The organism is Pseudoxanthomonas sp. CF125, from assembly GCF_900104085.1.
Classification (GTDB): Bacteria; Pseudomonadota; Gammaproteobacteria; order Xanthomonadales; family Xanthomonadaceae; genus Pseudoxanthomonas_A.
Genome location: NZ_FNLD01000003.1, coordinates 549,772 through 575,930 on the forward strand (window position 1 = coordinate 549,772; position 26,159 = coordinate 575,930).

A 26,159-nucleotide genomic window follows, 5' to 3' on the forward strand; every position below is an offset into this window, starting at 1 on the left:
TGTTCGGAGCCGCCATGACCGTGTCCCGCTTCCACGCCTCCCTGCTGCTTGCGCTGGTCTGCGCTTGCGGCGCCGCCTCTACCTATGCCGCAGTCAAGCGCAGCGTCATCACCATCGGCCGGGCGCAAGGGCGTGACAACCGCAGTCCGCTGGAAGGCCAGCAGGTCATCGTGCAGGGCACGATCACCGGCAACTTCGTCGATGGCATGGGCGGTTTCTTCCTCCAGGACGGCGGCGACGGCGATCCGTTCACTTCCGACGGCCTGTTCGTCCTCCCGCCCAAGGCGTCCAAGACCAAGCTGCGCGCCGGCGACACGGTGCGCGTCACGGGCCGCGTGTTCGAAGACGCGGGCGACGGAAAATCGTTCGGCACCTTGACCACCGTGCGGGCGGAGCGCATTGAGCCGGTGAAGCTCCCCAAGGCCGTCCCCGTCATCCCTACCGTGTTCACCGCGCCGCCTGATCGCTGGGAGGTGCTGGAAGGGATGCTGGTCATGATCGACGCGCCACTGAGCCTCAACGGCACCGATACGCGCTACGCCGAAACCACCGCCAGTTTCGACGAACGGCTGTGGACTCCTACCGAGATCGCAGCCCCCGGCAGCGTCCGTTTCCACGAAATCGAAAGATCGAACGCCCGGCAACGGATCGTACTGGACGACGCCAGCAGCCGCCGCGATCCGAAAACGGTGTGGTATCTGCCCGAAGGCGTTCCGCGCAGCGGCAGCACCGCCAGCGGCGCGCGAGGCATCGTCGATCAGCGCCAGGGTAGTTACCGCCTGCAGCTGACCGCGCCGCTGGAAGCCAAACCGGCCGCGCGGCCGGCTGCGCCCAAAGTGGCTGGCAACCTGCGTGTGGCCGTGTTCAACATGGAGAACCTGTTCAACGGCGACGGCAGCGGCGGCGGATTCCCCACCCTGCGCGGCGCCAAGGCGCCGGCGCAGCTGAAGGCGCAGACCGACAAGCTGGTGCTGACGCTGAAGGCGCTCAACCCGGATATCGCCGCGCTGATGGAGTTGGAGAACGATGGCTACGGCCCGCAATCGAGTCTCGCTCAATTCGTCGATGCCTTGAACGAAGGCGGCGGCGACTGGCGTTTCATCGATGCGCAGAAGGGTCCGGGCGGCGACGAAATCCGTGTCGGCCTGATCTACCGCAAGAGCCGGGTGTCGCCGGTCGGCAAACCGGCGGTGCTGGAGGAAGGGCCGTTCGGAGCGCGCAGCCGCGCGCCGCTGGCGCAGGCGTTCCGTCGCAGCAAGGGCAGCCAGACATTCCTGGTGGTGGCCAACCATTTCAAGTCCAAGGGATGCACCGAAGCGACTGGCCCGGACACCGACCAGCGCGACGGGCAGGCTTGCTGGAACGCGCTGCGCCTGGATTCGGCGCAACGACTGGACGCATGGCTGAAGACCAATCCCGGCCAGCGCACCGACAAGAAACTGGTGGTAGGCGATTTCAACGCCTATGCGATGGAAGACCCGATGCGCCTGCTGCGCGAACGCGGATGGAAGGACGCCTTCGCCGTGGCCAAAGTCCAGCAGCCTTACAGCTATCTCTACGGAGGCATGCTGGGCCGCCTGGACCATGCGCTGCTCAGCCCAGCCTTGGCCAAGCGTTTGCGCGGCGCTGCAGAATGGCATAGCAACGCGGACGAGCCCGAAGCCGAGGGTTACGCCGGTAGCGATATCGAAGGGCCGTGGCGCAGTTCCGACCACGACCCGATGGTGCTGGGTTTCGACTTGTAAGCACGCACGTCGGCGATGCGGTCGTTGGCTTCGCCGCATCGCACGCCAACCGACATGAACCGGTGGGAGCGGCGTCCCGCCGCGAGCTCTTGCTTCTTTGAATGCTAGACGATCCGAGACCGCGGAAAAGCTCGCGGCGGAACGCCGCTCCCACGTTCGGGGGAGACGGGCGGCGGTTATTATGTCTCCATGTCAGCGCCCACCTTCCCCGATCAATCCACTTCGCTGCAACTGGCCGGGCCTGCGGGCGCACTGGAAGTCGCCGTCGACCGGCCCGAGGGCGATATCGCCGCGCTACCGCTGACGGTCGTGCTGTGCCATCCGCTTTCCACCGAAGGCGGCAGCATCAGCAACAAGGTGGTGACCATGGCCGCGCGCAGCCTGCGCGAACTGGGCGCGAGCACCGTCCGCTTCAACTTCCGTGGCGTGGGCCAGTCGGCCGGCAGCTTCGACCACGGCAACGGCGAACTGCAGGATCTGCTGGCGGTGGTGGAATGGGTGCGCGGGCAACGCCCGGACGACGATCTGTGGCTGGCCGGCTTCAGCTTCGGCGCGTACGTTTCTTTGCGCGCCAACGACATCGTGCTGCCCGATGCGCTGATCTCCATCGCGCCGCCGGCCGGGCGCTGGGATTTCGGCAAGATAGCGACGCCGGTGTGTCCCTGGCTGGTGATCCAGGGCGATAACGACGAGATCGTCGATCCACAGGCGGTCTACGACTGGATCGATACGCTCAAGCGCAAGCCGGACCTGGTGCGCATGCCCGACACCAGCCATTTCTTCCATCGCAAGCTGATCGATCTGCGCGGGGCCCTGCAGCACGGCGTGAAGCACTGGTTGCCGGCGGCGTGAGCTCGGTAGAAGCGGCGCGCGGCGCGCCGACGCCCTCGCAAGCCTATGCCGAAGGCGCCGCGCGCGGCGATTGGCAGGACGAACCCGCCCAGCACGCCGCCTTGAAAGAGCTGGACCGGCTGCACGACGCGCTGGTGGAAGCGGCCGACATCGGCTGGCGCGAGCGGCTTTCGTTCTGGAAAAAGGCCGAGCCCGTGCGCGGCCTGTATCTGTGGGGCGGCGTGGGCCGCGGCAAGACCTTCCTGGTGGATCTGTTTTACGACGGACTGCCCAGCCAGCAGAAATACCGCACCCATTTCCACCGCTTCATGCGCGGCGTGCACGAGCGCTTGCGCGAACACGCCGGCCAGAGCGATCCGCTGGCCAAGATCGTGGAGCAATGGCGCGACGAACTGCGGGTGCTGGTGCTGGACGAATTCTTCGTCACCGACATCGGCGATGCGATGCTGCTGTCCCGCTTGCTGGAGCGCATGTTCGCCGAAGGCGTGACCCTGGTGACCACTTCCAACACCGCGCCGGAGAACCTGTACAAGGACGGCCTGCAGCGCGAGAGTTTCCTCCCTGCCATCGCCCTGTTGCAGAAACACTGCGTGGTGCTGCATGCCGACGGCGGGGAAGACTACCGCCTGCGCGCGCTGACCCGCTCGCCGGTATACCGCACGCCGCTGGACGCGCAATCCGATGCCTGGCTGGGCGAGCGCTGGCGCGAACTGAGCGGGCTGGCGGAGAAGCGCGGCAACATCGAGATCGAGGCGCGCAAGATCCCGGTGCGCGGGCGCGGCAAGAGCATCGTCTGGTTCGATTTCGCCGCGCTGTGCGAAGGCCCGCGCGGCACCACCGATTACATCGAAGTCGCACGCGAGTTCAACACCGTGCTGCTGGGCGGCATTCCCGTTTTCGACCGCAGCAACGAAGACGCCGCGCGCCGTTTCGTCAATCTGATCGACGAGTTGTACGACCGGCATGTCAATCTGGTGTGCACCGCGGCGATGCTGCCGACCGCGCTTTACTCCGGCGTGCGCCTGCAAGGCGCGTTCGAGCGCACTGCCTCCCGCCTGATCGAAATGCAGAGCGCCGAATATCTGGCCCGGCAACATCGCGCTTGATGTTTCGAAGCCCCTCTCCAACGGGAGAGGGGTTGGGGCGAGGGTACGGCGAAGTCATGCTCGTCCGAACCATCGTGGACTTCGCCGTACCTTCATTCGGCCTACGGACCGCCTTCGCCCGAAGGGAGAAGGGCTTCATATCACCAGCGAATCGACGAACTTCGCTACTGCCTCGGTATACGCCGATGGCAGGCCCAGCTCACGATTGATCTCCGCATGCGACATCGGCTCGGGCAGCACTTCCATGCGCACGCCCAGCTGCGCGGCTTTTCGCGCCAGCTTGCGGCCCTCATCGCAGGGCGATGAAGGGAAACGGCGTTCGCTGGAACAGACGATCAGCATCGGCAACGCGGTGCGGCCCAGTTGCTGCTGCGGCGAAGTGGAGACCCAGTAGCTTTCGTCGGCGCCGAAGGCGTTGCGGTACAGCTTCGGCAATCGCGGCATGCCCATCAGCGCCGGCACGTCCAGCGCGCCGCTGTCCAGCGAAACCACACCGAGCGGGCGTTGCGCGCCGGCATCGGCGAGCCTCTTCGGTTCGGCGCCGAGCAAAGCGACCAGATGCGCGCCGGCCGAGTGGCCGGCCAGCACGAAACGCGCTGGGTCCAGGTTCCATTCGCCCGCGCGGCGCTGCGCCGTGGCCACCGCTTGCGCCACATCGCGGGCCTGCAGCAGCGGGGCCGCCTCGGGCAGCATGCGGTAGTTGGCGGAAATCACCGCATAGCCTTTCGCCAGCCAGAAACCGATCTTGTTTTCGATGCCCGGATTGGTCTTGTCGCCGTTGGCCCAACCACCGCCATGGACGAAGAAGAATACTGGCGCGCGTCGGACTCCCTTGGGAAGATAAACATCGAAGCGCTGCGCCGGGTCGGCGCCGTAGACGACGTTGCGCACCGCCTCCGCACCGGCCGGCAACGCGACCGCTCGCTCGCGCTTGCTGGCTTCGCGCAGTTGCGTCAAACGTTCGATCCGGTCCACCGCAGGCGAGGCTTCCGCGCCAAAGCGCATCGCCGCCAACGGCAGGCACAGACAGAACAGCATGCTGCGGACTTTCACGTTCATGGCGATGCTCCCATTGCATTCATTTCCCTTTCCCGCACAGCGACTTCTCCTTTGCCATCCCGAACCAGTGAGGGACGACGATTCTCATGCTCCGCGCAGCAGCAGCGCGGCACGTAGTCCACGCGGCGAATTCGGCGTCAGCCGCAGCTGGCCGCCATGCTGATGCGCCACGCGATCGACGATGGCCAGGCCCAGGCCGCTGCCGCCGTTCTGGCTGTCGTGCACGAACGGCTGGCGCGCGCGTTCGGCCGCTTCGGCGGTCAGCCCTGGTCCGTGGTCGGAAACTTCGACGCGCCAGGCTTCGCCTTCGCGGCGCAATCGCAATGCGAATGGCGACGCGCCATGGCGCTGCGCGTTGACCAGCAGGTTTTCCACCGCGCGCAACAGCGCCATAGGCCGGCCGCGCATGGGCGCGGATTCCGGCAACTCGGTTTCCCAGGTGGCGGCGGAAGCGGTCACGGCATTGCGGCAGATTTCCGCCAGATCCAGCGATTCGCTGATTTCATCGCGGCCATCGCGGGCGTAGGCGATGAACTGGGTGAGGATGGCGTCGATCTCCTCGATGTCGCGGCGGATACCGGCAAGCAGCTCCGGATCGGTCCCGGGCAACAGTTCGGTGGCGAACTGCACCCGCGTCAACGGAGTGCGCAGATCGTGCGAGATGCCGGCCAGCATGAAGGCGCGCTCCTCGGCGGCGGCGCGGACTTCACGGCTGGCATCGGTCAAGGCGCGGGCCAGTTCGCTCACTTCCCGCGGGCCGGAGCTCAGCATGGCTTCGGGCGGATCGCCGCGCACGATGTCGGGTGCGGCCTTGGCCAGCTGCCGCAGCGGCATCGCCAGACGGCGCGCGAAGTACGCCGCCGCCAGCCATACCAGCAGCACGCAACCGGCCAGCAGCAGCACGGAAAAACGCCGCATGCCCTGGCCGCGGCGGTCGTAGGCGAACGACACCCACATCGGCGAGGCGGTGTTCAATTTCAGCCAGACCGCGTTGGCGTGGGCGTTGCGGCCCAGGCGCACTTCGCGGCCGGGATCGAGGTTGCCGCGGGCCTGTTCTTCGAGTTCGCGCATGAACGGCGCGACCCGCGGCGCGGTATCCGGCGGCGGCTCCGTGCGCACCTCCATGCCGGCCTCGCGCAGCAATTGCAGCGCGCGCGCATGCGACTGGGTGCGGTCGAGTTCTTCCACCACGTCGGCAAAGCCATCCATCGCCCGCAGCAATTGTTCGGCCGCCGGCCGGGTTGCCATCTCGCGGCCCAGCAATACGGCCAACACGCCGGCGCCGGCCAGGGTCAGTGCGATGACCAGCGCCAATTGGCCGAACACGCTTCTGGGGAGCAGGTTGCGCACGATCATGTCTGCGCTCCTGCCGGTGTTTCGCCCGGCGGCACGTACGCGTAACCCACGCCCCATACCGTTTGCAGGATGCGCGGGTGACGCGGGTCGTCTTCCAGCAGGCGGCGCAGGCGGGTGATGGTCACGTCGATGCTGCGCTCGAAAGCATCATGTTCGCGGCCGCGCGCCAGACTCATCAAACGATCGCGGCTGAGCGGCTGGCGCGGATGGCGCAACAGCACCGCCAGCACCGCGAATTCGCCGGAAGTGATTTTCAACGGCGCGCCATCGCGGCTCAGTTCGCGCCGGCCCAGGTCCAGACGGAACGGGCCGAAGCGGATTTCCCCGCCCTCGGCCTGCGGCGCGCCAGGGGCCGCTGCGCCGCTGCGGCGCAGTACCGAGCGGATGCGCGCCAGCAGTTCGCGCGGGTTGACCGGCTTGGGCAGATAGTCATCGGCGCCGATTTCCAAGCCGACGATGCGATCGATCTCGTCGCCCTTGGCGGTGAGCATGACGATGGGCGTGGCGTCGCCCTGGCCGCGCAGGCGCCGGCAGATGTCCAGGCCGCTTTCGCCCGGCAGCATCAGATCCAGCACGATCAGATCGAAATGGCCGCGATCCAGCGCCTGGCGCATCTGCACGCCATCGCCCACGCCTTTCACGCTGAAGTCCTGCGATTCCAGATAGCGCACCAGCAGTTCGCGCAGGCGCGGATCGTCATCGACCAGGAGCAGGCGGGCGGTGGTTTCGTTCATGGCGCCACTATCGCGGTTGTCGGCCGGGCGCGGCAAATCGGGATCGCAGCCGCTTTGTAAGCAAATGTTTCGACCGGGCGCCTGCGAAACATTCGCTCGCAACCCGGCAACACCCGTGGGATCCGGGCCGGATAACTTGGCCTCACCGCGGCGCGACCGCTCCGCGATCACCCAGTCCCACAGGAGAAGCCCATGAATACCAAGATCAATGCGCTACTGGCCGCCATTGCCCTGGCCGGCGTGTTTTCCGCCAGCATCGACGACGCTGGCGCCCGCGAGCGCACTCGCAGCCGCACCGCCAGCAACGTGGACGGTGTGCGCAGCGCCGCCACCAACGCCAGCGGCAGCGGCGTCAATGGCAGCTATGCGCGTGGCCGCCAGTGGCAGGCCGATGGCCAGGGCAATGCTTCTGGTAGCCGCGGCGCGACGGTCAACGGCGCCAACGGCGGTTCCGCCACAAGCCAAAGCGGCTTCTACCGCAATGCGGATGGCAGCGCCGGCCGTCAGGGCAGCGCTTCAGTCAACGGACCGAACGGCGGCACCGCATCGACCAGTGGCGGCGTGACCCGCGACGCCAACGGCAATGTGGTCGGCAGCCGCTCCACCACCGCAACCGGCCAGAACGGCAACAGCTATGACGGTTCCACGTCGATATCCAACGGCGCCGTCACCCATACCGGCACCTGCACCAATGCCGCGGGCGAAGTGATCGCCTGCCCCGGCGGCAACTGAGAACCCTTTCCGGCCATATCCACGGACGGATTGGCCGGAGCGTCCGCCGGCACTGCCGAAAAATCGGCTCTCCCCGGCGCTGCGGAGCGCTCCTCCTCCACTTGCCCGACCGCTCCGCAGCGCTTTCCTTCTCCGGTCGTCCATTGAGGATCCATCCCATGAAAAGCAATTTCTTTCACCTTTGTCTTGGCTACGCGCTGCTGGCGGTTTCCATCGACGCCATGGCCCAGCAACCTTCCGCCGAACAGAAGCAGGCCGCACTCGAACGCCTGCAGGCCGCCGACGCCAACAAGGACGGCTTCATCGACAAGGCCGAAGCCGATGCGAAGTTGCCGCGTATCGCCAAGAACTTCGACAAGGTCGACATCGACAACGACGGCAGATTGTCGCCCGACGAGTTCAAGGCAGTGGCGGCGAAGTTCGCCGGCCGCAATCGCTGAGCCTGCACGCGCATGGATTTCAGCCGGTCCTTGTTGCTGTTCCCCGGTCTGCTGCTGGTGCTGATCGCCGCGATAGAAGGATGGGTGCTGGTGCGCCGTGGCAGCGACTACGACTGGAAAGGCTATTGGGCCTCGCTGGGCGATGTGCTGGGCCGCGGCGCGCTGAACCTGGCTATCCAGGGCGGCCTGACAGGTGTGCTGCTCTACGGCATTTGGAACCTGCGCGCGGCCACCCTGGACATGGACCAGTGGTGGCACTGGGTGTCGCTCTTCGTGGGCCAGGAGTTCTGCTACTACTGGATGCACCGCGCCGACCACCGCATCCGCTGGTTCTGGCTCAACCACTCGGTGCACCACTCATCCAACCAGTACAACCTGTCGGCCGCGTATCGCCTGGGCTGGACCGGCAAGCTCACCGGCGCGGCGGTCTTCTTCGGACCGCTGGTGTGGCTGGGCTTTCCAGTGCCGTACGTAGTCGGCGCGCTGTCGGTGAATCTGCTTTATCAGTTCTGGCTGCATACCGAACTGATCGGCAAGCTGCCGCGTCCGATCGAGTTCCTGTTCAACACACCGGCCCATCATCGCGTGCACCACGCCAGCAACCCGGAATATCTCGATTGCAACTATGGCGGTGTGCTGATTTTGTTCGACCGGCTGTTCGGCACTTTCCGCGGCCAACGCGTGGACGAACCGCCGCGCTATGGCCTGGTCGAACCGCTGCGGAGCTACAACCCGCTGCGTATCGCCAGCCATGCCTGGGTCGGCATGTTCCACGACCTGCGGCTTGCGCGCGGCTGGCGTGAAACCTGGCTGACCGTATTCGGGCCGCCTGAGTACAAGCCGACAGCCGCCAAAAAACTCCACATATAGTATTGACGTATATCTGTAACCACACTATGTTGTGGCTGTCGGTTCCGATGGCTCTCGCCTTCGGATGAAAAGGGAAGCCGGTGCGGCTCTTGCGAGCCCATCCCGGCACTGCCCCGCAGCGGTAGGTGGAAACGAAGTCGCGATACGCACTGGTGCGCTGCACCGGGAAGCAGCGGCCTAGGAGGAAGCGAAGCTTCCATGTCCACGAGTCCGAAGACCTGCCGACAGCCGCGCGAAGCACACCGCGCGGTGCCGGCCACGGAATCTCCGGGGGGAGACAGGCTGGCGAAGCAAGGCAGGCGACTTTTCGTCGCGGTGCCTGCGACGCCGCTTTCCCATCCTGAGAGGCACAAGGCCTGCGCTGCCTGCGAGGGACAGGCCGCCGCGTGCATCATGATGGGAGATACACCGTGACACAGAACGAACAGGCGCTCGCAGAAGCGGCCGATGACACTTCCTTTTTGCTGACTCCGCCGCCCACCGCCACCGCGATGAGCGTGACCAAGCGCAATGGCGGCCAGGAACCGGTGGACCTCAACAAGATCGTGCGCGCGGTGCAGCGCAACTGCGAAGGCCTGCACGCGATCGATCCGATGCGCGTGGCCACGCGCACCATCTCCGGCCTGTACAACGGCGCCACCACGCGCGAGCTGGACGAACTGTCCATCCGCACCGCCGCGTTGCTGACCGCCGAAGAACCCGAGTACGGCCGCCTGGGCGCGCGCCTGCTGGCCAACTACATCGCCAAGGAAGTCACCGGCCAGGAAATCCATGCCTTTTCGCAGTCGATCCTGCGCGGGCATGAAGTGGGCCTGATCAACGACCGCCTGCTCGGCTTCGTGCAGACCAACGCGCGCAAGTTGAACGATGCGCTGGATGCCTCGCTTGATCTGCGTTTCGACTACTTCGGCCTGCGCACCCTGTACGACCGCTACCTGCTGCGCCATCCGCACACGCGCAAGGTCATCGAAACGCCGCAGCAGTTCTTCCTGCGCATCGCCTGCGCTTTGAGCGAGGATGTGCCGGAAGCATTGGCGCTGTATCGGCGCATGGGCAACCTGGACTATCTGCCCAGCTCGCCGACGCTGTTCAACGCCGGCACCACCCACGAGCAGCTGTCCAGCTGCTTCCTGCTGGACTCGCCGAACGATTCGCTGGAATCCATCTACCAGAAGTACGGCGACATCGCCCAGCTGTCCAAGTTCAGCGGCGGCATCGGCGTCAGCTTCACCCGCGTGCGTTCGCGCGGCTCGCTGATCAAGTCCACCAACGGCCATTCCAACGGCATCGTGCCGTGGCTGAAGACACTGGATTCGTCGGTGGCGGCGGTTAACCAGGGCGGCAAGCGCAAGGGCGCGGCCTGCGTGTACCTGGAGCCGTGGCATGCGGACGTGGAGGAATTCCTGGAGCTGCGCGACAACACCGGCGACGAAGCGCGGCGCACGCACAACCTGAATCTTGCCAACTGGATTCCCGATCTTTTCATGAAGCGGGTGGAAGCCGACGCCGACTGGTCGCTGTTCGATCCGCGCGTGGTGCCCGAATTCACCGACCTGTTCGGCGCCGATTTCGAGCGCGCCTACGAGCAGGCCGAGCTGCAGGGCAAGGCGGTGAAGTCGATCAAGGCACGCGAGCTGTACGGGCGGATGATGCGCACCCTGGCCCAGACCGGCAACGGCTGGATGACTTTCAAGGACAAGTGCAACCGCGCCAGCAACCAGACCGCCAAGGCCGGCAACGTCATCCATCTGTCCAACCTGTGCACCGAAATCCTGGAAGTCACTTCGGCCGAAGAGACCGCGGTATGCAACCTGGGCTCGATCAATCTCAGCCATCACCTGGATGAGGACTCGCTCTTCGATTTCGACAAGCTGGCCGAGACCGTGCGCTTGGCCGTGCGTCAGCTGGACCGCGTGATCGACCTGAACTTCTACCCCATCGAAACCGCGCGCCGCGGCAACCTGCGCTGGCGCCCGGTCGGGCTGGGGGTGATGGGCCTGCAGGACGTGTTCTTCAAGCTGCGCCTGCCGTTCGACAGCGCCGAAGCGCGCAAGCTTTCGGCCAAGATCGCCGAGACGATCTACTATCATGCGCTGGAGACGTCCGTGGAGTTGGCCGAAGAACGCGGGCGCCATCCTTCATTCGCCGATACCCGTGCGGCTGCCGGTGAATTCCAGTTCGAAGCCTGGAACGTGACTCCCGAGCACATGGACCGTTGGGAGACGCTGCGCGGGCGCATCGTGGAAAGCGGCCTGCGCAATTCGCTGCTGATCGCCATCGCCCCCACCGCGACCATCGCCTCCATCGCCGGTTGCTACGAATGCGTGGAGCCGCAGACCAGCAACCTGTTCAAGCGCGAAACGCTGTCGGGCGATTTCCTGCAGGTCAACCGCTATCTGGTGGGCGAACTGAAGAAGCTGGGCATGTGGACCCCGGAAGTGCGCGACGAGATCAAGCAGGCCGAAGGCTCGATCCAGAACGTGCCGCGCATTCCCGACGCGTTGCGCGAGATCTACCGCACTACCTGGGAAGTGCCGATGCGTTCGTTGATCGACATGGCGGCCGACCGCGGCGCCTTCATCGACCAGTCGGCCTCGCTCAACCTGTTCATGGAAAGCCCGAACATCGGCGCTATGTCGTCCATGTACATGTATGCGTGGAAGAAAGGCATCAAGACCACTTACTACCTGCGTTCGCGACCGGCCACCAAGATCGCCAAGACGACGCTGGGCAATGTGGCCACCGAAGCGCCGAAGCCTGCCTACACACCGGTCGAGGCGGTTAGTTGCTCGCTGGAGAATCCGGAGAGTTGCGAGGCTTGTCAGTAAAGCTTGAAGCCCCTCTCCCTGTGGGAGAGGGGTTGGGGTGAGGGTGCGGCGGAACCCGGATTGTTCGAGCGCCAATGCCTTCGCCGTACCCTCATCCGCCCTTCGGGCGCCTTCTCCCGACGGGAGAAGGGAAAAGCAACCGCGAGAGACAAATGTCCACCCACCACCAGCAACTCCTCCTAGACCCCGGCTTCGAACTGACCCTGCGCCCCATGCGCTATCCGCAGTTCTACGAGATGTACCGCAATGCCATCCGCAACACCTGGACGGTGGAAGAGGTGGATTTCTCGCTGGACACCAAGGACCTGAAGGACAAGTTCGGCCCCGCCGAGCGGCACCTGATCGAGCGCCTGATCGCGTTCTTCGCTACCGGCGATTCCATCGTTTCCAACAATCTCGTGTTGAACCTGTACCAGCACATCAACGCGCCCGAAGCGCGCATGTACCTGTCGCGGCAACTGTACGAGGAAGCGCTGCACGTGCAGTTCTACCTGACCTTGCTGGACACCTACCTGCCCGACCCGAACGAGCGCGCCAAGGCTTTCGCTGCGGTGGAGAACATTCCCTCGATCCGGCGCAAGGCCGAGTTCTGCTTCAAGTGGATCGACTCGCTGCAAGGCATCACGCGCATCGAGACGCGCGAGCAGCGCCGCCAGTTCCTGCTCAACATGGTCTGCTTCGCAGGCTGCATCGAAGGCCTGTTCTTCTTCGGCGCCTTCGCTTATGTGTACTACCTGCGTTCGCGCGGGCTGCTGCACGGCCTGGCCAGCGGCACCAACTGGGTATTCCGCGACGAGAGCGCGCACATGGCCTTCGCCTTCGAAGTGATCCGCACCGCCCGCGAGGAAGAACCGGACCTGTTCGACGACGACCTCAAGGCGCAAGTGGTGCAGATGATGTCCGAGGCGGTCGACTGCGAAGTGGCCTTCGCCGAAGACACCCTGAGCGGCGGCGTCGCCGGCCTCTCGATTAGGGACATGCGCCAGTACCTGGAATACTGCGCCGACCAGCGCATGGCCCAGCTGGGCATGCCCAAGCATTTCGGCTCGACCAATCCGTTCCCGTTCATGGACCTGCAGGACGTGCAGGAACTGACCAACTTCTTCGAGCGTCGCGTTTCGGCCTACCAGGTAGGCGTGCAGGGCGAGGTTGGTTTCGATCACGCGTTCTGACCCGTCTTTGGAATTCGCATGAACCCCAACGCGCAAACCCCGCTCACCGAGGCGCGGTTGCTGGAGATGGTCTTCCCCGACCACACCAACCATTTGGGCACCTTGTTCGGCGGACAGGCGCTGGCGTGGATGGACAAGGCCGCTTTCATCGCGGCGTCGCGCTATGCGCGCCGCACCGTGGTCACCGCGCGTTCGGAGCAGGTGGACTTCCGCGTGCCGGTCCGGCAGGGACAACTGGTGGAAGTCATCGCACGCGTGGCCAGCGTCGGCCGCAGTTCCATGCAGGTGGAAGTGGAGCTGTACGCCGAAGACCTGCTGGATGCACAGCGCGAGCTGTGCACCAGCGGGCGTTTCGTGATGATTGCGTTGGATGCCGAGGGCAAGCCCGCTGCTGTGGCTGAGCTATCGGTCGCCTGATTTCTTTCAGTCGTCATCCCCGCGAAGGCGGGGACCCAGCGACTTTGAACCAGTCACAAGCCAAGGCACTGGGTTCCCGCCTTCGCGGGAATGACGATAGGAAATATCGCGCTACCCTGCCCGCATCTCCTTCGCCGCAGCCACCATCGCCGTCAACGCCGCTCGCGTCTCCGGCCACCCGCGCGTCTTCAATCCGCAATCGGGATTGACCCAAATCTGTTCCGGCGCCAGCACGGCGCGCGCCTTCTTCAGCAGATCCAGCATCTCCTGCCCATCGGGCACGCGCGGCGAATGGATGTCGTATACGCCCGGCCCGATTTCGTTGGGGTAGCGGAACTTCACGAACGCATCCAGCAACTCCATCCGCGAGCGCGAAGTCTCTATGGAGATCACGTCCGCGTCCATCGCAGCCACCGCTTCCATGATGTCGTTGAACTCGGAATAGCACATGTGGGTATGGATCTGGGTGACGTCGGCCACGCCCGATGCGGTGATGCGGAAGCATTCCACGGCCCAGTCCAGGTACGCCTTCCACTCGCCGCGCCGCAGCGGCAGGCCTTCGCGAATCGCCGGCTCGTCGATCTGGATCACGCCGATGCCCGCGACCTCCAGATCGGTCACCTCATCGCGCAGCGCCAGCGCGATCTGCCGGCAGGTTTGCGAACGCGCCTGGTCGTCGCGCACGAACGACCACTGCAGCACCGTCACCGGCCCGGTCAGCATGCCCTTCATCGGCTTGCCGGTCAGCGACTGCGCGTACTGCGACCAGCGCACGGTCATCGGCTGCGGACGGGTCACGTCGCCGTAGATGATCGGTGGCTTGACGCAGCGCGAGCCGTAGCTCTGCACCCAACCCAGCTTGGTGAAGGCGAAGCCTTCCAGCTGCTCGCCGAAGTATTCCACCATGTCGTTGCGCTCGAACTCGCCATGCACCAGCACGTCGATGCCGATGTCTTCCTGGAAGCGCACGCATTTTTCGGTTTCCGCGGCCAGAAACGCATCGTAGTCGGCATTGGACAACGTGCCGGACTTGTTCTTCGCGCGCGCTTCGCGCACTTCCTGCGTCTGCGGGAACGAACCGATGGTAGTGGTGGGATAGGCCGGCAGGTTCAACGCCGCCTGTTGCAGCGACCGGCGCGCCTGATAACCGGACCCGCGCTGTGCGGAGGCTTCTGTCAGTGCGGCCAGGCGCGCGGCCACTTCCGGTTTGTGCACGCGGGAAGACCGGCGCCTGGATTCCAGTCGGTCGCGCGCGACGTCCAACGCCAACCCCGCGCCCGGACGACCCTGCAGCGAGTCGGCGATAGTCTTCAGTTCCTCTATTTTCTGCCGCGCGAACGACAACCATGAATGCAGATCGCCGGGCAAGGACTTCTCGCTGGCCAGATCTACCGGCACGTGCAGCAGCGAACACGAGGGCGCCAGCCACAGGTGGTCCGCACCGACATGGCCGCTGGCGTATTTGGCCAGGATCAGCGCGTCGTTCAGGTTGCTGCGCCAGATGTTGCGGCCGTCGATCAGGCCAAGGGAAAGCACGCGTTGTTTGGGCAGCGCCTTCAGCACCGCGTCCAGTTGTTCCTTGCCGCGCACCAGGTCCACATGCAGACCTTCGATGGGCAACGAAGCCGCGAGAGCGAGATTGTCGTTGAGCGCGCCGAAGTAAGTGGCCAGCAGCAATTTCGGACGCGGTACGTTTGCAAGCGCGGCATAGGCCATGCGGTAAGCGGCATGGTCGTCGGCGTCCTGGTCCAGCACCAGGCAGGGCTCGTCTATCTGCACCCACTCGGCGCCGGCGTCTTTCAGTTTGCCGAGAAGTTCGGCATAGACCGGCAACAAACGGTCCAGCAGAGCCAGGCGGTCGCTGCCGTCCACGGTCTTGGACAGCAGCAGGAAGCTGACCGGCCCCAGCAGCACGGGCCGCGCGTTGAATCCCTGCGCCTTGGCTTCCAGGAATTCGGCCACCGGCTTGTCGCCGCGCAGGCGGAACCGCTGGTCGCGATGCAGTTCCGGCACCAGGTAGTGATAGTTGGTGTCGAACCATTTTGTCATTTCCAACGCATGCAGATCCACGCCGTCCTTCTGCAGGCCCCGGGCCAGAGCGAAGTAACCGGCCAGCGGATCGCGGTCGGCCAGCGGCTTGTAACGGTCGGGTATGGCGTCGAACAGGAACGCCGTATCCAGCACGTGGTCGTACAGCGAGAAGTCGTTGCAGGGCACGGTGTCGGCACCGGCTTGCTTCTGCAATCGCCAATGGCGCTGACGCAGGTCGCGTGCGGTGTCCTGCAGCTGGTCGGCGGAAGTCTCGCCGCGCCAGCAGGCTTCCAGCGCGTGCTTGAGCTCGCGTTTGGCGCCGATGCGCGGGAAGCCCAGGTTGGTAACAGTGGTCATAACTTTTCCTCATGCGGTTTCGGATGAGGAACGAAGGAACCGCGCGGCGATCGGGCCGCAATGCGGTCCGCTTCGCCACGTCAGCGACCTTCGCCCCCGCGGGCGAACCGGACTTCCATGAGGAACAGGCGAGAGGATGCTTCCGCAGACTGGCATCCCGGACGCAGGCTCCGGCCACCTCCCCTCGGAAGTTCCAGGTCATGCGGAAGGACGGTCTTGTCCTTCCGGCCGGGGCAGGTCTTCGGGCTTATGGACGGGCGCACGGGACGGCGAGTGCGCTGGCCTACTTCCCGCCGCTTCCCAGTCCGTCCGGACCAGTGCGATGACGAGGTTCGTTTCCAAATACCGCTGCGGGGCAGCGCCGGAATTGGACTCTTGCGGAGTCCGCACCAGCTTCCCTTTTAATTCCATCGCTCTATCTGCATAAAGCGATGGAAACCTTGGCTTGCGCAACTTACGCCGCCAACGGCGGGGCGTCAAGCGATACGCTCGGATCGGATCGAAGAGTGGGCTTGCCGCGCAGAATGGAAACCTATCCAATGCCAGTGATGCCGGTCAGCCCCCCTCATTCGCCAAGCCGCCGCCGTTTGTTGGAGGCGAGCGTTCTTCTGTCCGGCCTTGCGGGGCTGGCGCCGCTCAACGCGCTTGCGGCAGCGTGCGCGAAGCAATCCGGACCGTGGATTCCTTCGGATGGCTTTCTCGCCGAGCTGCCGCGCATCATGCAGGCGTTCGCGGTGCCGGGCGTGGGGATTGCGGTGGTCGAAGACGGCGAGGTCGCCTGGAGCCGCGGCTTCGGCGTGACCCATGCGTTGACCCGCGCACCGGTGGACGCGCGTACCGTGTTCGAAGACGCTTCGCTCAGCAAGCCGGTGTTCGCCTATCTGGTCATGCAGTTGGTCGATCAGGGCCTGATCGATCTGGACCGGCCGTTGGTGAGGTACCGACGCATGGATTACCTGGCCGATCATCCGTGGATCGAGTTGATCACCGCGCGCGACGTGCTGCGCCATTCCACCGGATTGCCGAACTGGCGCAAAGCGCCGGCGACCGAAAAGCTGGTGCCGATGGTCAAGCCCGGCACGCGCATCGACTATTCCGGCGAGGCGATTTTCTGGCTGCAGCTGGTGGTGGAAACCATCACCGGCCAGAGCCTGGACGAATCGATGCAGACGCATCTGTTCGGCCCGGCAGGGATGAAGGACAGCAGCTATACCTGGAATAACGATCTGGCGGCGCGCTCTGTGTACGGACACCGCAGGCACGACGCAACCGATCCGGGCATGCCGCCGCAGATGTTCCGCGAGCAATGGAGCATCGCCCAGCAGGTCGCCGAGCGCACGGGCAAGCCGCTTTCTTCGTGGAAGTACGACGATGCCGCACGTGCGCTGCCCGAAGTGATGGCGCTGGCGCCCGCGGGGCTGGTGACCTGGCCTGGCGACATCGTGGCCAATGCCGCGGCGAGCCTGCGCTCCACCGTGCAGGACTACGCGACCTTCCTGACCCTGATGATGGCGCGCAAACAGCGTGGATCGTGGGAGGTTACCGAGGCCACGCGACAGGCCATGCTCACCCCGCAGATCAAGATTCCGGGGCGGTGGACGGAAAAAGGGCTGGGTTGGAACATGGAAGAAACCCGAGACGGGCCGGTGTTCTACCATTCCGGCAGCAACGGCGATATCTTCAAGAACTTCGCGGTCGGCGATGCGCAGCGACGGCGCGGCATCGTGGTGCTGACGAACGGCGGCAGTGGATCGTTCGTGCATCAGCGCGTGGTGCGCGCGGCGACCGGGTACGACCTGCTGTCCTACGACCTGTAACCCTAAAGATCGTCATCCCAGCGGTCTTTAACAGCCGAATGGCTGGTCAAGCTGGGATCCATTTTGACTTTGCTTCTAAAGACAGCGGGTGCTGCAGCCACAATCAAAATCAAGATGGATCCCAGCTTTCGCTGGGATGACGACGTCTTGGGTCTGGGCCGACGGGCCGGCGGAACGCGAAGCGATTAGTATTGCCCCATGCGCCCCGACTACATCCTCACCCTTTCCTGTCCCGACCGCACCGGCATCGTCTATCGCGTGACCGGCCTTTTGTACGAGCTGGGTTGCAACATCCAGGACGCGCAGCAATTCGGCGACGAAGAGACGCGGCGCTTCTTCCTGCGCGTGCACTTCGATCTGCCCGCCGCGGCCGAAGCGGAAACGCTGCGGGAAAAGTTCGCCGTGCTGGCCGAAAGCTTCGGCATGGTCTGGCAGATCCACGATGCGCGCCGTCGTGCGCGGTTGCTGGTGCTGGTGAGCCGCCAAGGACACTGCCTCAACGATCTGCTGTTCCGCGCGCACAGCCGGCAATTGCCGGTGGATATCGCGGGCATCGTTTCCAACCACGAGGATTTCACGGCGCTGGCCGCCTCCTACGGCGTCCCTTTCCACTACCTGCCGGTAACCGCGGCGTCCAAGCAGGCGCAGGAACAACGGATTCTCGATCTGGTGGCCAGGGAAAGCGTCGATCTGGTGGTGCTTGCGCGTTACATGCAGATCCTGTCGCCGGAGTTATGCGATGCGCTGGCCGGGCGCGCCATCAACATCCATCACAGCTTCCTGCCCAGTTTCAAAGGCGCCAAGCCCTATCATCAGGCGCACCAGCGCGGGGTCAAGATCATCGGCGCCACCGCGCACTACGTGACCGGCGATCTGGACGAAGGCCCGATCATCGAACAGGACGTGGCGCGCGTGGATCATGCGATGACGCCCAGGGAACTGGTGCGGGTAGGCAGCGATACCGAATCGCAGGTGCTGGCGCGCGCGGTGCGTAGGCATGTGGAGCATCGGATTCTTTTGAACGGGCATCGCACGGTGGTGTTTCGTTGAGACGACCAGATAAAAATCTCCGTCATCCCAGCGAACGCTGGGATCCATTTTGACTTTCGCTTAGGCCAGTCACGCCGAGCAAAGAGCAAGATCAAGATGGATCCCAGCTTGACCAGCCATTCGGCTGTTAAAGACCGCTGGGATGACGAGCGAGAGTTTCGCGGCTACAGGTGGACACCGACATGACAACCGATTACCACATCATCGGAAACTACATCTCTCCCTACGTGCGCAAAGTGCTGGTGTGCATGGAGCTGAAGGGTCTGGATTACACCATCGACCCCATCGCCCCGTTCGTGGGCAACGAGCGCTTCAGCGAATTGAGTCCACTGCGCCGCATCCCGGTGCTGATCGACGACGACCGGGTCGTCAACGATTCTTCGGTGATCTGCCAGTACCTGGACGAACGCCATCCGCAACCGGCGCTGTATCCGGCCGACATCGGCGACCGCGCGCAGGCGCGGTGGCTGGAGGAATACGCCGATTCGTGGCTGGGCGATGTGGTGATCTGGGGCATGTTCTACCAGATCGGAGTCAAGCGTTTCCTGTTCGGCGAACAGGCGGACGAAGCCATCGTCAGCCATGCGCGCGAGGAGCAGCTGCCGCAGACGCTGGACTATCTGGAGTCGGTCTTGCCGGCCGAAGGATTCCTGTTCGGCACGCTGTCGGTGGCCGACATCAGCATCGCCAGCTTCTTCCGCAATGCGGCTTTCGTGCGTTACACCGTGGATGCGCAACGCTGGCCGCGCGCTGCCGCTTTCCTCGAACGTACCCTGGCTCTGCCCGCGTTCCGCAAGTTGGCCACGTACGAAGAACGCATGCTGCGTACGCCGCTGCCGGAGCAGAGAGAAATGCTGAGGGAGCTGGGCGCGCCGGTCAGCGCGGAAACGCTGGGGTGCGCGACGGCGCGCAAGAGCATGGCGCGCCGCGACTAGGAGTTATCCCCTAGCGACGGCCTGGATACGCGCAACACTCCATACACAAGCACCAGTCCCGCCAGCGCCACCCCGATCGCCATCCATTCCTTGCCGGTCAGCGTGGTCACGATAAGCGCCATCGCCACCACGCCGAGCAGCGGCACCAGCGGACCGCCCCATAACACGAAGGGTTCGCCGCGTTCGCGCAGACCGACCTGTTGCCCGCGCCACGCCGCCAGACTGACCAGCGCATACACCAGGCAGATCGCACCGCCGGAAATCAGCGCCAGCGCATCGAAGGTACCGCCCAGCGCCAGCAGCCAGGCCAGTCCCGCATGCGTGGCCAGCGCCAGCAACGGCACGCGGTGAGCGGCACTGACTCGGCCGTAGACGTGTGGCAGGTAGCCGTCGCGTCCCAAAGCGAACAGCAGCCGCGAGGACCCGAGCAGATTGCCGAGCAGAAAGCCCGCCATCGAAATACAGGCGGTGACCAGCAACACGATGCGGCCCGGCGCCCACAGCACGCCGGCCGTATCGGCGATAGGCACGCCGCTGCCGGCCAGCGCCGGCCCCAGCAGGCCCTGGCTGACGATCTGCAGCCCCATGTACAGCAGCACCACCAGCAGGATCGCCACCATGGTCGCGCGCGGCACGCTACGCGAGGGATCGCGCACTTCGCCAGACGGCACCAGTGCGGTTTCCATGCCCGAGTACGCGAACATCACCAGCACCATGCCGGTACCCAGCGCGGTCCACGACGGCAGATCGCCGACCGCAAAACTTATCTGATTCCAATCCACGAAGAACAGGCCGACTCCCGTCAGCAGGAACAACGGCGTCAGCTTCAATGCGGCCAACGTGGTGATGGCGCGGGCGCCCAGTTTCACCCCGAAAGCGTTCAAGGCGAACAACAGCAGATAGAGAACCGTCAGCAAGCCGGCGCGCGGCAGCGGCTGCGCGAACCAGGGCACTAGGTTGGCCATCTGCACGGCGAATGCCGCGGCCACGCCGGCGCTGGAGGCCACGTTGCTGATCCACATCAACGAGCCGGCGATGAAGCCGGCGAAGCTGCCGAAGGTCGCTCCCAGATAACTGATGGGCCCGCCGGTGGCGACCGCGCGGCTGCCGATGGCTGCGAAGCACAGCGCCACCGGGATGATGGCCAGCGCGCCCGCCACCAAGGCCAGCGGCGCAGCCGTGCCGAGTTGCGCGGACAAGGCGGCCGGCATGCGGAAGATGCCGCCGCCGACGATGATGTTCATCACCGCCGCGGCCAGCGCGAACGATCCGACCGCTCGGATCAGCGCGGCATCGCCTTCCAGCGGTTTGGTTTGGGCAACGGGTTCGGGGCTCATGGGCGTCCTCGGTCGGGGCGCACGCAGCGTCGCATGTCTTGCGGATGGATTGCGAGCCATGCGCGGTCTATCGATATGCCATTCCCTCATGTAGGAGCGGGCCCTGCCCGCGACGGGCTTTACCGGTAACGCCCGGTCGCGGGCAGGGCCCGCTCCTACAGGTGCATGGTTTTATCGCGCTACCATCCTTGTCCCCCACATGGAATATCCGGATGTCTTTTTCAAACCGAATCGCCATGCGTACTCTGCTCTTCGCTTTGCTGCCGGCCAGCGCAATCACTGCGCAGGCGCAGACCTCCGTCGCGGCGGATGCCTTGCAACGCCTGCAGCCTGAGATCGTCCAATGGCGCCGCGATATCCATGAGCACCCGGAACTGGGCACCCATGAAGTCCGCACCGCCAAACTGGTCGCCGACCAACTGCGCGCGCTGGGGCTGCAACCGAAGACGGGCATCGCCCAGACCGGCGTCACCGCCATCCTCAAAGGCGGCAAGCCCGGTCCGCGCATCGCCATCCGCGCCGACATGGACGCGCTGCCGGTCACCGAGCAGACCGGACTGCCCTTCGCGTCGAAGGTGACCGGCGAATATCGCGGCCAGCCGGTCGGTGTCATGCACGCCTGCGGCCACGATGCGCACGTGGCGATGCTGCTGGGCGTGGCCTCGGCCCTGGTGGCGATGAAGGACCAGTTGCCGGGCGAGGTGATGTTCGTGTTCCAGCCGGCTGAAGAAGGCCCACCGAACGCGGGCGAGGAATTCGGCGCGGCGCTGATGCTGAAGCAAGGCATCTTCGCCGACTTCAAACCGCAGGCGGTATTCGGCCTGCATGTCTGGGCGGGTTTGCCGGTGGGCAAGGTCGGCACCCGCAGCGGCGCGGTGATGGCCAGCGCCGACGAGTGGACGTTGACCGTGCATGGCAAGCAGACCCATGGTTCGCGGCCGTGGGACGGCGTGGACCCGATCACCCTCGGCGCGCAGATCCTGCTGGGCACGCAATCGATCATCGCGCGCCAGGTCAACATCGCCGCCACGCCAGTGGTGCTGACCGCCGGACAGTTCCAGAGCGGCGTGCGCTTCAACATCATTCCCGACGAAGCCAAGCTGGTGGGAACCCTTCGCACCTTCGATCCGGCGGTACGCCAGGACGTGATCGATCGCTTCCATCGCACCGCGCAAGACTTCGCCCATGCCGGTGGCGGCACGGCGGAGCTGCAGGTCGTGAACAACGCACCGGCCACGATCAACGACCCGGCGCTGGCGCAACGCGGCCGCGCTTCGCTGGAAAGCGCGCTGGGCGCAGGCAACGTGGTGGAGATGCCGCTGGTCACCGTGGCCGAGGATTTCTCGCAGTACGCCACCGCCGCCCCGACTTTCTTTTTCTTCGTCGGATCGACCTCCCTCGGCACCGATCCCGCCACCGCGCCGATCAATCATTCGCCGCAGTTCCTGCTAGACGAGCAGTCGCTGCAGGTCGGCAGCAAGGCGATGCTGCAGGTGGCACTGGATTATCTGAGCAGTCCTTAGCAAGCCGTAGGAGCGACGTAAGTCGCGAATGCACATTCGGTAGCGTGCATCGGCATCGGGATGGAACGCACGGCTCTTTTCCCTTCGCGACTTACGTCGCTCCTACGCGCCCCCCCCAGAACGGGTTAGCATCGGTGCACTTCCTCTGGAGCCGACGATGACCATCCAACTTCGAATCGCACCGCTGATGCTGGCCGCACTGGCGACCACGTTTGTCGCTGAAGCTCAGGAAACGCCTGGCCAGCGCGCCGAGGTCGCCGCGGCGGCAAGTGAGCTCGACGCGAAGATCGTCGCCTGGCGCCGCGATTTCCACGCGCATCCGGAGCTTTCCAATCGCGAGGAACGCACTTCGGCCAAGGTGGCCGAACACCTGCGCGCGCTGGGCTTGCAACCGAAGATCATGGCCGGCCACGGCGTGGTGGCGATCATCGCTGGCGGCAAGCCGGGCCCGAAGATCGCCCTGCGCGCGGACATGGACGCGCTGCCGGTGACCGAACAGACCGGCCTGCCGTTCGCGTCGAAGGCCACTTCCACCTATCGCGGAGAGAACGTCGGCGTCATGCACGCCTGCGGACACGATGCGCATACCGGCATCCTGATGGGCGTGGCCGAGGCGCTGGTGGCGATGCGCAAGGATTTGCCGGGCTCGGTGATGCTGATCTTCCAGCCGGCCGAGGAAGGCGCGCCGCCACCGGAGGAAGGCGGCGCTTCGCTGATGCTGAAAGAAGGTCTGTTCAAAGACTTCAAGCCGGAAGCGGTGTTCGGACTGCATGTTTTTTCCAGCGTGCAGGCAGGACAGATCGCCGTGCGGCAGGGGCCGCTGATGGCCGCGTCGGACCGGTTCTCCATCAAGGTGACGGGCCGGCAGACGCACGGCTCGGCGCCGTGGAACGGCATCGACCCCATCGTGGCGGCGGCCGACATGATCGGCACCGCGCAGACCATCGTCAGCCGGCGCACCAACATCGCCAAGCTGCCGGCGGTGGTGACCTTCGGCGCCATCAAGGGCGGCATCCGCTACAACATCATTCCCGACGACGTGGAAATGGTCGGCACCATCCGCACCTTCGACCCGAAGATGCGCCAGCAGGTCTTCGCCGACCTACGCAACGTGGCCGAGCACACCGCCGCCGCGCACGGCGCCACCGCAAAGACCGACATCTACGAGAAAGACGGCAATCCGCCCACGGTCAACGATCCGGCGTTGACTGCGAAGATGCTGCCCAGCCTGCAGGCGGTAGTCGGCAAGGACAATGTGTACGAGCCGCCGTTGCAGATGGGATCCGAGGATTTCTCGCTGTATGCCCTGGAAGTGCCGTCGATGTTCTTCTTCGTCGGATCGACTTCCAAGGGCATCGATCCCGCTACTGCGCCCAGCAACCATTCGCCGAAGTTCCTGCTGGACGAATCGTCGCTGGACATCGGTTTCCGTGCGCTGATGCAGGTAACGCTGGATTACCTGCACGCCCCGTAGGTCGGGGCTACGCCCCCGACACCACGTTATTCCACCACCACCCTGTAGGTGGCGGTCCGGATCGGTTCGACTCCCTTTTCCCAGGAGCGCCTGTACACCAGGCGCAGCGTCGCCGTTCCAGCCTGCGCCGCGCGGTAACGCCAGCGCGAGGTTCCGCCGGCTCCCGGCATGGGCGGAACGGCCGGTGCGGCGCGCGCCGGCACCGGTGCTGGCTCGAGCACTGGACTTCCGTCTTCGACGATTTCCCAGGCATAGCCCGTGCTGGCGTTGCTATCGAGTTCGATCGCCAATATCTGTCCAAGCCGCAGGCGTGTTTCGCCGTCCGCGCTCGCTTCGACCACCGTCGCTTCCGCTGCGTTTGCGGAAGCCTTGTCGGCCGACGGCGCGTCGTCCGTTCCAGAGGCGCATCCGGGCAATGCCACGGCGCATGCCAGAAGGACGATGGCGCCGGCAGTCGGGTTTAGGGACATGACTGGATCCTGTGGCCAAGGGCTGAAGTCCGCCGTTTATACACCCGGCCTACCGGCGCATCCGTAAAATGAGCCCATGAATACCCCACAAGATTCCAGCCTGGGTCGGGAAGTCGCCTACCCGTCGCAGTACGACGCCGGACTGCTGTTCCCGATTCCCCGCGCCGCCGGCCGCGCCGAAATAGGCGTCGCCGACGACGCCCTGCCCTTCATCGGCCATGACCGCTGGCAGGCCTACGAACTCAGCTGGCTGGATGCGCGCGGCAAGCCGTGCGTGGCCACGGCCACTTTCACCGTGCCCTGCGATTCGCCGCATCTGGTGGAATCCAAATCGCTGAAGCTCTATCTCAATTCGTTGAACTCCGAGCGCTTCAACAGCGACGAGGCGGCGCGCGAACGCATCGCCATCGATCTGTCCGCACGCGCGGGCGCGGACGTGGCGGTCGCATTGGGTCTGCCGGAGATGGTCGAGGCGGAGGCTGGCGAATCCATCGACGCACAGGACATCGAGATCAGCGACTACGGTCCGCCGAATCCCAGCTACCTTTCGTCGGATCAGGCGCAGATCGTAGAAGAGTTACTTTTCTCACATTTGCTGAAATCCAATTGCCCGGTCACCGGCCAGCCGGACTGGGGCAGCGTGGTGCTGGCCTATCGCGGGCCGCGCATCGAACGTACGGGACTGCTGCGCTACCTGGTGAGCTTCCGCGAGCACGCCGGATTCCACGAGCAATGCGTGGAGCGCATATTTCAGGACATTTTGACCTTCTGCCAGCCCAGCCAGTTATCGGTGGAAGCACATTACACCCGCCGCGGCGGACTGGACATAAACCCGTGGCGCGCGACGCCTGGAACCGAATCGCCCATCGCCCTGCGCGAGGTCCGTCAATAGCGCGTGAAGGCCGTATGCCGGTTTCACCGGCAGGCCATGAATTCTTAACAACGCATGTGTAGATTTGGCTTCCCCAGCACCCCACTCCCTCAGGGAGGAGCCACGCATGAGTACCGAAAAGAAAGCAGATTTTTCAGGCGTCACCGCTAAGGTAGATAGCACCGCTCCGCAGGTAGAGAAGGCTGACTTCTCCGGGGTCTCCGCCACAGTCGATAGTACCGCCGAGATCGTAGGCGAGCGCACCTACACGATCGAGAAGGGCGACACGCTCTCCAAGATTGCCAAGGAGCAGCTTGGTCACGCCAGCGCGTGGAAGCAGATCTTCGAAGCCAACCGCGATGTGTTGGACGATCCCGACCGCATCTTCCCGGGTCAGGTGATCAAGTTGCCGCCCGCCGACACCGATACGACCGCCTGATCTTCTTCTCTCCCCATCAAATCATTTCAAGGACCGACACTATGAAACTCAATCGCATCTCCTATGCCCTGATCGTCGCCCTGGCCGGCACCGTCGCCTTGGCCGGTTGCAAGAAGAAGGAAGAGGCCGCGGCTCCGGCGCCGGTCGTGACCGAGCCAGCAGCACCGGCTCCCGCTCCGGTCGAGCCGGCACCGGCTCCGGTCAGCGCCACCAGCGTTACCATCGGCAATACCGCTGCAGCGGACAAGTCGGTTGCCGCGCTTTCCACTTTCGGTACCAAGGATAAGATCATCGTGTCGGTCAAAACCGATGCTGCCACGCCCGCCAATGCCGCTATCGATGCCAAGCTGACCTTCCAAGATGGTCAGGTTGCGGGACAGAAGGCCGCAACCGTGGTTGCGGGTGGCGTCGACACCACGAATGTGGAGTTCACCAACACCAACCCATGGCCGGCCGGCAAGTACAAGGTCGACGTGACCGTGAACGGCCAGCCCGCCGGCATGACCCAGGAAATCGAAGTCAAGTAATCCACCCTCTCCCCAGG

General features: G+C 64.8%; 23 protein-coding genes and 2 riboswitches. Of the genes, 17 read left to right on the forward strand and 6 right to left on the reverse strand.

The window, feature by feature from the left end; genetic code table 11:
* Positions 1 to 14 precede the first annotated feature (14 nt).
* The 3 genes from BLR66_RS15965 to zapE all read left to right on the forward strand — a co-directional run bounded on the left by BLR66_RS15965 (position 15) and on the right by zapE (position 3,703).
* Positions 15 to 1,745, forward strand: coding sequence for an ExeM/NucH family extracellular endonuclease (locus BLR66_RS15965; protein WP_093289306.1), 1,731 nt, complete (start codon positions 15 to 17; stop codon positions 1,743 to 1,745).
* 189 nt (positions 1,746 to 1,934) lie between these two features.
* Entirely contained in the window at positions 1,935 to 2,597 is a 663-nt protein-coding gene (locus tag BLR66_RS15970; protein ID WP_093289309.1) for an alpha/beta hydrolase, read from the forward strand.
* On the forward strand, positions 2,594 to 3,703 hold the full coding sequence (gene zapE / locus BLR66_RS15975) for a cell division protein ZapE (RefSeq protein WP_093289312.1): 1,110 nt from the start codon (positions 2,594 to 2,596) through the stop codon (positions 3,701 to 3,703). Before BLR66_RS15970 ends, zapE begins: the two co-directional genes overlap by 4 nt.
* A gap of 135 nt (positions 3,704 to 3,838) precedes the next feature.
* Here zapE and BLR66_RS15980 read toward each other — a convergent pair whose 3' ends face one another.
* From BLR66_RS15980 to ompR, 3 genes are all read right to left on the reverse strand, one after another.
* Positions 3,839 to 4,762 carry an alpha/beta hydrolase gene (locus BLR66_RS15980; RefSeq protein WP_093289315.1) on the reverse strand — a complete coding sequence of 308 codons (924 nt, stop codon included), beginning with the start codon at positions 4,760 to 4,762 and terminating at the stop codon, positions 3,839 to 3,841.
* Positions 4,763 to 4,846: 84 nt separating this feature from the next.
* Positions 4,847 to 6,118, reverse strand: a complete 1,272-nt coding sequence (locus BLR66_RS15985; protein WP_176943920.1) for an ATP-binding protein — start codon at positions 6,116 to 6,118, stop codon at positions 4,847 to 4,849.
* The gene (gene ompR, locus BLR66_RS15990) at positions 6,115 to 6,852 is read right to left on the reverse strand and encodes an osmolarity response regulator transcription factor OmpR (protein ID WP_093289906.1); all 738 of its coding nucleotides are present in this window, start codon (positions 6,850 to 6,852) and stop codon (positions 6,115 to 6,117) included. The genes BLR66_RS15985 and ompR overlap by 4 nt, the downstream gene beginning before the upstream one ends.
* A gap of 192 nt (positions 6,853 to 7,044) precedes the next feature.
* Between ompR and BLR66_RS15995 the strand changes: the two genes are divergently transcribed.
* The 6 genes from BLR66_RS15995 (at position 7,045) to BLR66_RS16020 (ending at position 13,311) form a co-directional block, all read left to right on the forward strand.
* Positions 7,045 to 7,584: a hypothetical protein gene (locus tag BLR66_RS15995; protein ID WP_093289321.1), complete on the forward strand. Its 540-nt coding sequence runs from the start codon at positions 7,045 to 7,047 to the stop codon at positions 7,582 to 7,584.
* 158 nt (positions 7,585 to 7,742) lie between these two features.
* Positions 7,743 to 8,024: an EF-hand domain-containing protein gene (locus tag BLR66_RS16000; RefSeq protein WP_093289323.1), complete on the forward strand. Its 282-nt coding sequence runs from the start codon at positions 7,743 to 7,745 to the stop codon at positions 8,022 to 8,024.
* Positions 8,025 to 8,036: 12 nt separating this feature from the next.
* Positions 8,037 to 8,894, forward strand: a complete 858-nt coding sequence (locus BLR66_RS16005; RefSeq protein WP_093289325.1) for a sterol desaturase family protein — start codon at positions 8,037 to 8,039, stop codon at positions 8,892 to 8,894.
* A 22-nt stretch (positions 8,895 to 8,916) separates the two neighbouring features.
* Positions 8,917 to 9,135: riboswitch (cobalamin riboswitch) on the forward strand.
* A 250-nt stretch (positions 9,136 to 9,385) separates the two neighbouring features.
* Positions 9,386 to 11,722 carry a ribonucleoside-diphosphate reductase subunit alpha gene (locus BLR66_RS16010; protein ID WP_093289907.1) on the forward strand — a complete coding sequence of 779 codons (2,337 nt, stop codon included), beginning with the start codon at positions 9,386 to 9,388 and terminating at the stop codon, positions 11,720 to 11,722.
* A gap of 152 nt (positions 11,723 to 11,874) precedes the next feature.
* Positions 11,875 to 12,894, forward strand: coding sequence for a ribonucleotide-diphosphate reductase subunit beta (locus BLR66_RS16015; protein WP_093289327.1), 1,020 nt, complete (start codon positions 11,875 to 11,877; stop codon positions 12,892 to 12,894).
* A gap of 18 nt (positions 12,895 to 12,912) precedes the next feature.
* A complete protein-coding gene (locus tag BLR66_RS16020) occupies positions 12,913 to 13,311 on the forward strand; it encodes an acyl-CoA thioesterase (RefSeq protein ID WP_093289329.1) in 399 nt (132 codons plus the stop codon).
* Positions 13,312 to 13,422: 111 nt separating this feature from the next.
* On the opposite strand, the gene metE is transcribed toward BLR66_RS16020, so the two are convergent.
* Positions 13,423 to 15,699 (reverse strand): 5-methyltetrahydropteroyltriglutamate--homocysteine S-methyltransferase, encoded by a 2,277-nt coding sequence (gene metE / locus BLR66_RS16025; RefSeq protein ID WP_093289332.1) that lies wholly within the window; start codon positions 15,697 to 15,699, stop codon positions 13,423 to 13,425.
* 214 nt (positions 15,700 to 15,913) lie between these two features.
* Positions 15,914 to 16,157, reverse strand: a riboswitch (cobalamin riboswitch).
* A gap of 81 nt (positions 16,158 to 16,238) precedes the next feature.
* Between metE and BLR66_RS16030 the strand changes: the two genes are divergently transcribed.
* The 3 genes from BLR66_RS16030 to BLR66_RS16040 all read left to right on the forward strand — a co-directional run bounded on the left by BLR66_RS16030 (position 16,239) and on the right by BLR66_RS16040 (position 19,501).
* The gene (locus BLR66_RS16030; protein WP_218119661.1) at positions 16,239 to 17,516 is read left to right on the forward strand and encodes a serine hydrolase domain-containing protein; all 1,278 of its coding nucleotides are present in this window, start codon (positions 16,239 to 16,241) and stop codon (positions 17,514 to 17,516) included.
* A 198-nt stretch (positions 17,517 to 17,714) separates the two neighbouring features.
* Positions 17,715 to 18,566 (forward strand): formyltetrahydrofolate deformylase, encoded by an 852-nt coding sequence (gene purU, locus BLR66_RS16035; RefSeq protein ID WP_093289334.1) that lies wholly within the window; start codon positions 17,715 to 17,717, stop codon positions 18,564 to 18,566.
* A gap of 182 nt (positions 18,567 to 18,748) precedes the next feature.
* Positions 18,749 to 19,501 (forward strand): glutathione S-transferase family protein, encoded by a 753-nt coding sequence (locus tag BLR66_RS16040; protein ID WP_093289909.1) that lies wholly within the window; start codon positions 18,749 to 18,751, stop codon positions 19,499 to 19,501.
* Here BLR66_RS16040 and BLR66_RS16045 read toward each other — a convergent pair.
* On the reverse strand, positions 19,498 to 20,838 hold the full coding sequence (locus tag BLR66_RS16045; protein ID WP_176943921.1) for an APC family permease: 1,341 nt from the start codon (positions 20,836 to 20,838) through the stop codon (positions 19,498 to 19,500). The genes BLR66_RS16040 and BLR66_RS16045 overlap by 4 nt on opposite strands.
* Positions 20,839 to 21,074: 236 nt before the next feature.
* Between BLR66_RS16045 and BLR66_RS16050 the strand changes: the two genes are divergently transcribed.
* Together BLR66_RS16050 and BLR66_RS16055 are read left to right on the forward strand one after the other, a co-directional pair.
* The gene (locus BLR66_RS16050; RefSeq protein WP_093289340.1) at positions 21,075 to 22,361 is read left to right on the forward strand and encodes an amidohydrolase; all 1,287 of its coding nucleotides are present in this window, start codon (positions 21,075 to 21,077) and stop codon (positions 22,359 to 22,361) included.
* A gap of 187 nt (positions 22,362 to 22,548) precedes the next feature.
* The gene (locus BLR66_RS16055) at positions 22,549 to 23,835 is read left to right on the forward strand and encodes an amidohydrolase (RefSeq protein WP_255402763.1); all 1,287 of its coding nucleotides are present in this window, start codon (positions 22,549 to 22,551) and stop codon (positions 23,833 to 23,835) included.
* Positions 23,836 to 23,861: 26 nt separating this feature from the next.
* On the opposite strand, the gene BLR66_RS16060 is transcribed toward BLR66_RS16055, so the two are convergent.
* Positions 23,862 to 24,305 carry a protease inhibitor I42 family protein gene (locus BLR66_RS16060; RefSeq protein WP_093289346.1) on the reverse strand — a complete coding sequence of 148 codons (444 nt, stop codon included), beginning with the start codon at positions 24,303 to 24,305 and terminating at the stop codon, positions 23,862 to 23,864.
* Between the two features lie 76 nt (positions 24,306 to 24,381).
* Between BLR66_RS16060 and queF the strand changes: the two genes are divergently transcribed.
* The 3 genes from queF (at position 24,382) to BLR66_RS16075 (ending at position 26,142) form a co-directional block, all read left to right on the forward strand.
* Entirely contained in the window at positions 24,382 to 25,197 is an 816-nt protein-coding gene (gene queF, locus BLR66_RS16065) for an NADPH-dependent 7-cyano-7-deazaguanine reductase QueF (protein WP_093289348.1), read from the forward strand.
* A 106-nt stretch (positions 25,198 to 25,303) separates the two neighbouring features.
* Positions 25,304 to 25,615: a LysM peptidoglycan-binding domain-containing protein gene (locus BLR66_RS16070; protein ID WP_093289351.1), complete on the forward strand. Its 312-nt coding sequence runs from the start codon at positions 25,304 to 25,306 to the stop codon at positions 25,613 to 25,615.
* Between the two features lie 41 nt (positions 25,616 to 25,656).
* The gene (locus BLR66_RS16075) at positions 25,657 to 26,142 is read left to right on the forward strand and encodes a hypothetical protein (RefSeq protein ID WP_093289354.1); all 486 of its coding nucleotides are present in this window, start codon (positions 25,657 to 25,659) and stop codon (positions 26,140 to 26,142) included.
* Positions 26,143 to 26,159 lie beyond the last annotated feature (17 nt).